This window comes from Bartonella sp. MM97QHHN, assembly GCF_042194285.1.
GTDB lineage: Bacteria > Pseudomonadota > Alphaproteobacteria > Rhizobiales > Rhizobiaceae > Bartonella.
Genome location: NZ_JBHIMS010000112.1, coordinates 1 through 6,869, shown reverse-complemented (window position 1 = coordinate 6,869; position 6,869 = coordinate 1). Strand labels below are relative to the sequence as shown.

The window sequence follows — 6,869 nt, the reverse complement described above, 5'->3', positions numbered from 1 at the left end:
CGATGCCCCCTATGAGGTCGCTGAAACTATTCTAAGTCATACAGTAGGAGGACAAGTAGAGCGCTCCTATCGTCGTACTGATTATCTAGAACAGCGCCGTGTCTATATGAATAAATGGGTGGCTTATGTCACGGGTCAAACCTAAAATATGGGGTGAATAACCCCATGATCTGTGGATAACTTTAGCTCTCTTCTCTCTCATTTTTTCTCAATAAGAGTCATAAATTATCACATCAGAAATTATATGATAAAATATTGTTTTCTATAAATAAAATACCTTCAAAAATAAACAAAAATGTGGTTAATAAATGGGCATGATTTGTTACCATTTTTTTATAGTGAAAGGATTTTAGAATGACAGAAAATGATATTCTTTTAACTGACCGTGAAAGTGCAAAATTGCTTCATATGAGTGTCTCAACATTCCGCCGTCATGTAACCAATGGCTCTTTACCAAAACCCTTAAAATTTGGTTTTTTGTCCCGTTGGTTACAATCGGATCTTATGAATGTCATCGAGCAAGCAAAACAGCAACGTCAAAGTGACGCGGCATAAAAAAAACCTTGTCACGTAAGGACGGACAAGGCTTTCTCAAACTCATCACCCTAGAGATAGCACAATCCGTCCTGTGACGCAACGTTATAGGATTTACAATGATGTGTTCTTTTAAGAATGCGCAAGGTATCACACGTGCCTTGCGCGGGGTTTGGCATGGGCGTTATGGAAGCCAACCAATCAAAAATACTTTAGTCAATTTTACCTTTGCTACGCGTGCTTATAGCCAAGCCTTTGAGGTCCTTATGAGGCAAGCCCCGCATAACGCATATTTTAACAATCTTCTCTATCTTCTAGGGCAAATAACATGAGACAGGATAATAAAAATATTTTAGAGAATAATACGCCTTTAAATAATTAAGACTTGTTTAGAAGCCATTCCTTATGAAATCGCATTGCAACAAAATGGTTGGGGGGAATTAAAACTACTTGAATATACTCTTTTACCTGTCGAGTCTTTTCATGCTGCGCAAATGCCTTTAACTTTAAGTCGCTATGTTTATGACGTTGCTGACCGTCAACAAGCGCCTCTTGATTTTGTGGCTGTCGCTGCTTTGTGTGGCTTGGCTGCTCTCATTGGCAATGGCGTGCGGATTGCTCCAAAACAACATGATGATTGGAAGATTGTCCCTAATCTCTGGGGGGCTCTTATTGGTCAACCTTCAACCATGAAAACACCTACCATGCAAGCCGCTTTAACTCCCATCACTTGCCTTCAAAAGAAATGGTATAAAGACTGGCTAAAGCAGAAAGAGAGACAAGAAATTGAAGAGATACTTGAAACTTTAGACAAATCCGAAAAGAAAAAACAAGCCCATAAAGCAATAAAAAAGGAGATCTTGAAACAGCCCGTGCTCTTTTGTCTGAAACCCTCTCTAAAGACAATGCGCATGATGATGATGTCTCCCGTTTTATTGTCAATGATACGAGCGTGGAAAAGCTTGGGGAACTTTTAAAAGAAAACCCCCGTGGTCTCTTGATGGTGCGTGATGAATTATCCGGTTTCTTAACAGATATGGAACGGAAGGAATATCAATCAGACCGCGCCTTTTATCTCACAGCTTTTAATGGCGATGATCAATTTACTTATGACCGTATGAGCGTGGAACCATTTTTATCCCCCATGTCACCTTATCCATGATTGGAGGCATTCAACCCTCTCGCATTCTGCCCTTTATACGCAATGTTTTATATGGCAAAGGCAATGATGGTTTCTTACAACGCTTTCAAATGCTTGTATGACCCGATGAGACAAAAGATTGGAAATGGGTTGATAGACCGCCCAATCAAGAGGCATGGGAAACTTATGAAGGGGCATTTCGTTCTCTTTATGATAACCCCCTTGGTTCACCAGAATATCCGCTTGTGATGCGTTTTTCTGCTGAAGCTCAAGAGATCTTTCGTGAATAGATGCAAAAGATTTTTAAAGAAGCCAAAGAGAATAACCTTTCTGAAAGCTTACAAGCGCATCTTTTGAAAATGCCTAAGACCATAGTAAGTCTTGCATTGATTTTTGAATTAACCGAAGGGGGGCGTTTTGAAATCAATAAAGGTGCCCTTCAAGCAGCCTTGCGATGGGAAAAATATCTGTTAAGTCATGCCAAACATCTTTATGCGGCGGGGGATACATTAACAGCAGAGCGTGCAAAATTAATTGTTGAACGCTGTGATCATTTACCCGATATTTTTACAGCAAGGGATGTTTATAAACGTGATTGGAAATGTTTAACAGACAATCAAACCGTTAAGCAAGCTTTAGAGCTTTTATGTCGTTGTAACTATATTCGTGAAATCTCTGGAGAGAATAACTCCCAAGGCGGTCGACCTACCATACGTTATGAATGGCACCCCTTAGTGAAAAGTCATAAAACATTTCAATGAATGAATTTTAAATTCCAATAAAACATATAACTTATGTATTCATAAAATGAAACCTTCAAAACATTCCCCATCTATTGGTTTTGGAGGTTTTGGAGGTTTTGGGGGGTATGGGGGTATGGGGGTTCTTTTTACCCCCCCTTTATATATATTTTTTAGTCAAAAATAAAAGTTATTATATTTCAAGTGGTTAATATTTTACAGATCTAAAAAACAATCTATATTGAAATTACAACCTATAAATTCAACCAATAATATATGTTTTGTAGGTGTTTTGGGGGGGTTAAAAACAGACAAAACCTATCTATAAAATAATTCATAAAACTTATCAAAATACTCATTCTGATGTTTTAAAGTCCATGGTGCATTTGTCTTGATTAACAGGTCAATTAACACATCAAATAAACAGCAAATTTCACTATTTTGCTGATCTTATCCCGTATCATGGGCTGTGGATAAACCGCATTTAAAAAACTTTTTGAAAAAAATTTATCCGCTTTTTAGCATTTTTCGCATTTTTCATACTATTCATTCAAAATGGATTTAATAAGCTTCGTTTTGATTATTTTGAAGAGAATTAATCAATAGAATATATTGTCATGGAGTTTATTCTTTATGTCTCACCTTCATAAGTCTGATCATGAATATGTCTCTTTACGCTCTCTCTTAGAATATTATCGTCAACAAGCAAAATCACCCCGTGAATTGGGAACCATGTTTGAAAACCTTGTAAAAGCTTATTTGACAAACGACCCGCTTCAAAAGCAAGAATACGAAAAGGTTCAAACCTATTGTGAATGGGCGCAAGAGCGTAATGAAGATGGAACGGATATTGGTATTGATCTGATCGCTACAATCCGTGATCAAGGAGGCTATGCGGCTATTCAATGTAAATGCTATGATGCTTCTCACATAATTAAAAAAGAAGATATTGATAGTTTTATAGCAGCTTCTGGCAAAAAGATCTTCACCCGTCGTATTCTGGTTGATAGCACCGAAACAGATTGGAGTGACAATGTTGAACTGACTTGTGATGGTCAAGAGGTTCGTATTCAACGCATAAACCTTTTTGATTTAGAGAACAGTCAAATCGATTGGGGGCATATAAAGAAAAAGGTGAAGCTACCCTTAAAGAGCAACCCCAAAAAAAGCTTTTAGATCATCAAAAAGAAGCCCTTGAGAAAGTCTGTGAAGGTTTACAAGAAGCAGACCGTGGCAAGCTGATTATGGCATGTGGTACGGGCAAGACTTTCACCAGTTTGAAGATAGCAGAAACCATAGCAGGTCAAGGCAAGCGTGTGTTGTTTTTGGTGCCCTCCCTTGCTCTCATATCTCAAACAATCCGTGAATGGACAGAAGATACAGAAGTACCCTTGCGCTCCTTTGCCGTGTGTTCGGATACACAAGTGGGAAAACGTCGTAAGAATAAAAATGATGCTCTTGAATTTGATAGCTCTGATCTTGCCTTGCCGGCTACCACGGATGCAAAAGAACTGGCTAGTAAAGCGGGTAAGGTTTCACATGATCTGATGACTGTGGTCTTTTCTACTTACCATTCAATCCAAGTGATTTCGGATGCGCAAAAAAAGTATGATTTACCCGAATTTGATCTGATCATCTGTGATGAAGCACACCGTACCACTGGAGCTGTGTTAGGAACAGACAAGCGTGAATCTGAATTTATCAAGGTTCATGATAACAGCATCATTCGGGGCAAAAAACGTCTGTACATGACGGCAACCCCTAAGATCTTTACCGACAAGCTGAAAAAGAAGGCTGACGCATCTGATGCTGTTCTGGCGTCCATGGATGATGAAACCCTTTATGGCAAACAACTTCATCATTATACCTTCGCGGAAGCTGTCGATAATGAACTGTTAACCCCTTACAAGATTGTGGTCTTGGGAATTGATGAAACCTATATTACACCAGCCATACAAGAGATTATTGCCAATGAAAACCGTGAAATTGATTTAGATGATGCGGCAAAAATTATTGGCTGTTATAGAGCACTTACCAAAATAGATAAGCAACTGCTTTTAATTAAAAAATTACCAGTACCTAAAGGCCAAAATTGTCATGATCCTCCCGAGTATATTGCAGCCCCGAATAAAGCTGCCCCATGCGACATGGGACTTCCATGCCTGCCTAATGCGCCCAGACTTCTATCGCTTTTTGTTTTGACGCTTGCATTAATCTCTCTTGGGCACGCAGCGTTTCGTGTGCAGCAAGCCAGAATCCTGCAAACTGCGTCCCAGCGGATCGTTCCCTGCTAACAACAATAAATCTTTTCCAACCGTAAACAAGCATTATCGTTATCATTGACGGGGGTATTTTCATTGTTGTTTTGTAAATGACTCTCTTTCATAGTTCCCTCTTTTGAGAAAGTAATACGTTATTAAAATCGGTTCCTTTTGGAGCTTGCATGATAAAAACCTCAAAACCTTGCTATAAGCACGCGCAGCAAGGGTGAAACCTGCTTTACGCCCCCCATCATCTGCTGGTTTCTGATCTGTTTTGCAGCCATTGGCTTGTAAAAAGGTTCTATGAATAGCAAAGGAGCCAGCCCCCTTAACAAGAGTAACCAACGCGGGCAGTGTCATTTCTAATGGGTGATGGCATTTATCGTGAAAACGTAAATCAGCAGGCAATTCACATGTGATCCCCTGATTGCGTAAATAGGTTTCTGCTAAAGTATCTTTTATCGGTTGGCTTTGTTGCCAAATCTTTTTTGCTCTTTCTGCTTTCTGTTTTGCTCGTTTGAGATCAGCACAACATTGTTTTGAGAAAGAGAGCGTCTGATCATAAGCTTTATCAAAAAAGGCTTGTTTTCCAAGCAAGCCAATTCTAATGAGCGCTTGTATGATCTCTCTAAAAGAGCAGCCAGCATAACAATAGAGTAAAAGACGCCCATCATGTCCATTGGCAAGGGATAAGCTAGGCAATTGATCATCATGGGCTGGACAACGGGCACTTCCATAATGCCCATGCCAAACCCCACGCAAGGCATTTGTGATGCCCTGAGAATTTTCATAAAACATATTATTGTCCTGTTACTTGCGTCACAGAACGGATTTTGCTATTCATTCTTTGAGTGAAAATGGAAAGCATTGTCCGTCCTTACATGACAAGGTTTTCTTTTTATGCCGCGTCGTTATAACGTTGCTGTTTTGCTTGCTCGATGACATTGATAAGATCTGATTGTAACCAACGCGATAAAAAACCAAATTTTAAGGGTTTTGGTAAAGATCCATTGGTAACATGACGGCGGAATGTTGAGACACTCATATGAAGCAATTTTGCACTTTCACGGTCTGTTAAAAGAATATCATTTTCTGTCATTCTAAAATCCTTTCATTCTCAAAAAATAGAAACACATCATAACCATTTATTAACCACATTTTGGTTCATTTTTGAAGGTATTGTATTTATAGAAAACAATATTTTATCATAGTTTTTCTGATGTGGTAATTTATGAATCTTATTGAGAAAGAATGAGAGAAAAGAGAGCTAAAGTTATCCACAGATAATGGGGTTATTCACCCCATATTTTAGGTTTGACCTGTGACATAAGCCGCCCATTTATCCATATAGACACGGCGCTGTTCTAGATAGTCAGTACGACGATAGGAGCGCTCTACTTGTCCTCCTACTGTATGACTTAGAATAGTTTCAGCGACCTCATAGGGGGCATCGGTTGTTTCAGCAAGCCAATCGCGTAAACTGGAGCGAAAACCATGGGGGCAGGCGTTTAGTCCAGTTTGTTGCATATATTGCGACATACAGCGTTCAGCAAGGGGACAGCGACCTGTTGCAGAAAAAAAGAAATCATTACGAGAAAGCCCGCGTGCTTGTTTTAAAATATCTAATGCTTCTGTTGATAGAGGCACGCGAAACTCTTTTGTTGTATCACGCTTTCCTTTCATATTTTCAGCAGGAATTGTCCATATATCGCCATCAATTTGATCTTCACGAATATGACGCAAAGGATTGCTACGAACCNGATCTTTATGAATATGACGTAAAGGATTGGTACGAACACCTGTCAGAATAAGCAAACGCAAAGCCAGTTGTGTTATGGTTGATGCTTCACAGAGTGTTTTATAAAAAGCCGGAACCTCTCTCCAATCCATGGCTGGTCTATTAGTGACCTTATGGCGTTGTTTTCCTAAGAGAGCTTTTGCTTTTTCTACAGCTTGTAAATCAACATCTACACCTAATGCAGCCGCATGTTTGAGACAAAGATTAAGACGTATCAATGCTGTTCGAGCAATTACAGCCTTTGTATGCCAAATGGGAGCAAGGGTATTGCGTATCTCTGTTTGCGTAATCTCTGAAACGGGTAAACAGCCTAATTTAGGGAGAATATGAAGGCGTAAAGGTGTAAACCATTTACCATTTTTACCATCACCTTTTAATTCAGCTTTACGAGTTTC

5 protein-coding genes and 3 pseudogenes are annotated in these 6,869 nt (G+C 39.3%); 5 read left to right on the top strand and 3 right to left on the bottom strand.

From position 1 onward, the window contains the following. The 5 genes and pseudogenes from ACFIJW_RS09315 to ACFIJW_RS09295 all read left to right on the top strand — a co-directional run. Positions 1 to 145, top strand: a 145-nt coding sequence (locus tag ACFIJW_RS09315; RefSeq protein WP_375634203.1) for an integrase, incomplete at its 5' end; no start/stop codon positions are given. A gap of 209 nt (positions 146 to 354) precedes the next feature. Next, entirely contained in the window at positions 355 to 555 is a 201-nt protein-coding gene (locus ACFIJW_RS09310) for a DNA-binding protein (RefSeq protein WP_345117207.1), read from the top strand. A gap of 98 nt (positions 556 to 653) precedes the next feature. Continuing rightward, positions 654 to 866, top strand: a complete 213-nt coding sequence (locus ACFIJW_RS09305) for a hypothetical protein (protein WP_375629503.1) — start codon at positions 654 to 656, stop codon at positions 864 to 866. Next, positions 863 to 2,436 (top strand): annotated as a pseudogene (locus ACFIJW_RS09300) (YfjI family protein). The gene ACFIJW_RS09305 and the pseudogene ACFIJW_RS09300 overlap by 4 nt, the downstream one beginning before the upstream one ends. A 612-nt stretch (positions 2,437 to 3,048) precedes the next feature. Further along, positions 3,049 to 4,460 (top strand): annotated as a pseudogene (locus ACFIJW_RS09295) (DEAD/DEAH box helicase family protein); the annotation flags it as partial. A 337-nt stretch (positions 4,461 to 4,797) separates the two neighbouring features. Here ACFIJW_RS09295 and ACFIJW_RS09290 read toward each other — a convergent pair. The 3 genes and pseudogenes from ACFIJW_RS09290 to ACFIJW_RS09280 form a co-directional block, all read right to left on the bottom strand. After that, positions 4,798 to 5,474, bottom strand: a pseudogene (locus ACFIJW_RS09290) (hypothetical protein). 100 nt (positions 5,475 to 5,574) lie between these two features. Continuing rightward, positions 5,575 to 5,775 carry an AlpA family transcriptional regulator gene (locus ACFIJW_RS09285; protein WP_004860538.1) on the bottom strand — a complete coding sequence of 67 codons (201 nt, stop codon included), beginning with the start codon at positions 5,773 to 5,775 and terminating at the stop codon, positions 5,575 to 5,577. 209 nt (positions 5,776 to 5,984) lie between these two features. Further along, on the bottom strand, positions 5,985 to 6,869 hold an 885-nt coding region (locus ACFIJW_RS09280), incomplete at its 5' end, for a tyrosine-type recombinase/integrase (protein ID WP_375634201.1).

What these genes read in the sequence shown, in the direction of transcription:
- ACFIJW_RS09310 (WP_345117207.1), top strand. Translation starts at nt 355, where the DNA reads ATGACAGAAAATGATATTCTTTTAACTGACCGTGAAAGTGCAAAATTG.
- ACFIJW_RS09305 (WP_375629503.1), top strand. Translation starts at nt 654, where the DNA reads ATGATGTGTTCTTTTAAGAATGCGCAAGGTATCACACGTGCCTTGCGC.
- ACFIJW_RS09285 (WP_004860538.1), bottom strand. Translation starts at nt 5,775, where the DNA reads ATGACAGAAAATGATATTCTTTTAACAGACCGTGAAAGTGCAAAATTG.